The 235-nt window shown below is 77.9% G+C and carries 1 protein-coding gene; it reads right to left on the bottom strand.

Annotated features, from left to right (window positions below):
• Positions 1-235 (bottom strand): SDR family oxidoreductase (locus tag KVT39_RS37450; protein WP_217591530.1); only part of this gene is annotated, 235 nt, incomplete at both ends.

Here is a 235-nt window from a genome sequence, read left to right as displayed (position 1 = left end):
CCGCGCCGCCCAGCCCGCCGCCGCGCCCCCAGCGGCCGGCCGGGGTGCGCTTGCCCAGCCAGTCCGAGAACGCCGCGTCGCCGCCCAGCGCGCGATTCAGCTCCGTTTCGAAATAGCCGGGCGCGAGGCCGTTGGCCGGGATGCCGTGGCGCGCCCAGTCGGCGCACATCCCTTTCGTCAGCACCCGCACCGCGCCCTGCGACGCCGCGTACGGCGCGATCGTCGGCCGCGCGAG

Origin of the sequence: Burkholderia sp. GbtcB21 (assembly GCF_019091065.1) — a bacterium.
Lineage (GTDB): Bacteria > Pseudomonadota > Gammaproteobacteria > Burkholderiales > Burkholderiaceae > Burkholderia > Burkholderia pyrrocinia_C.
Note: the sequence above shows the minus strand (reverse complement) of the source record. Positions and strands in the feature narration are given on the sequence as shown.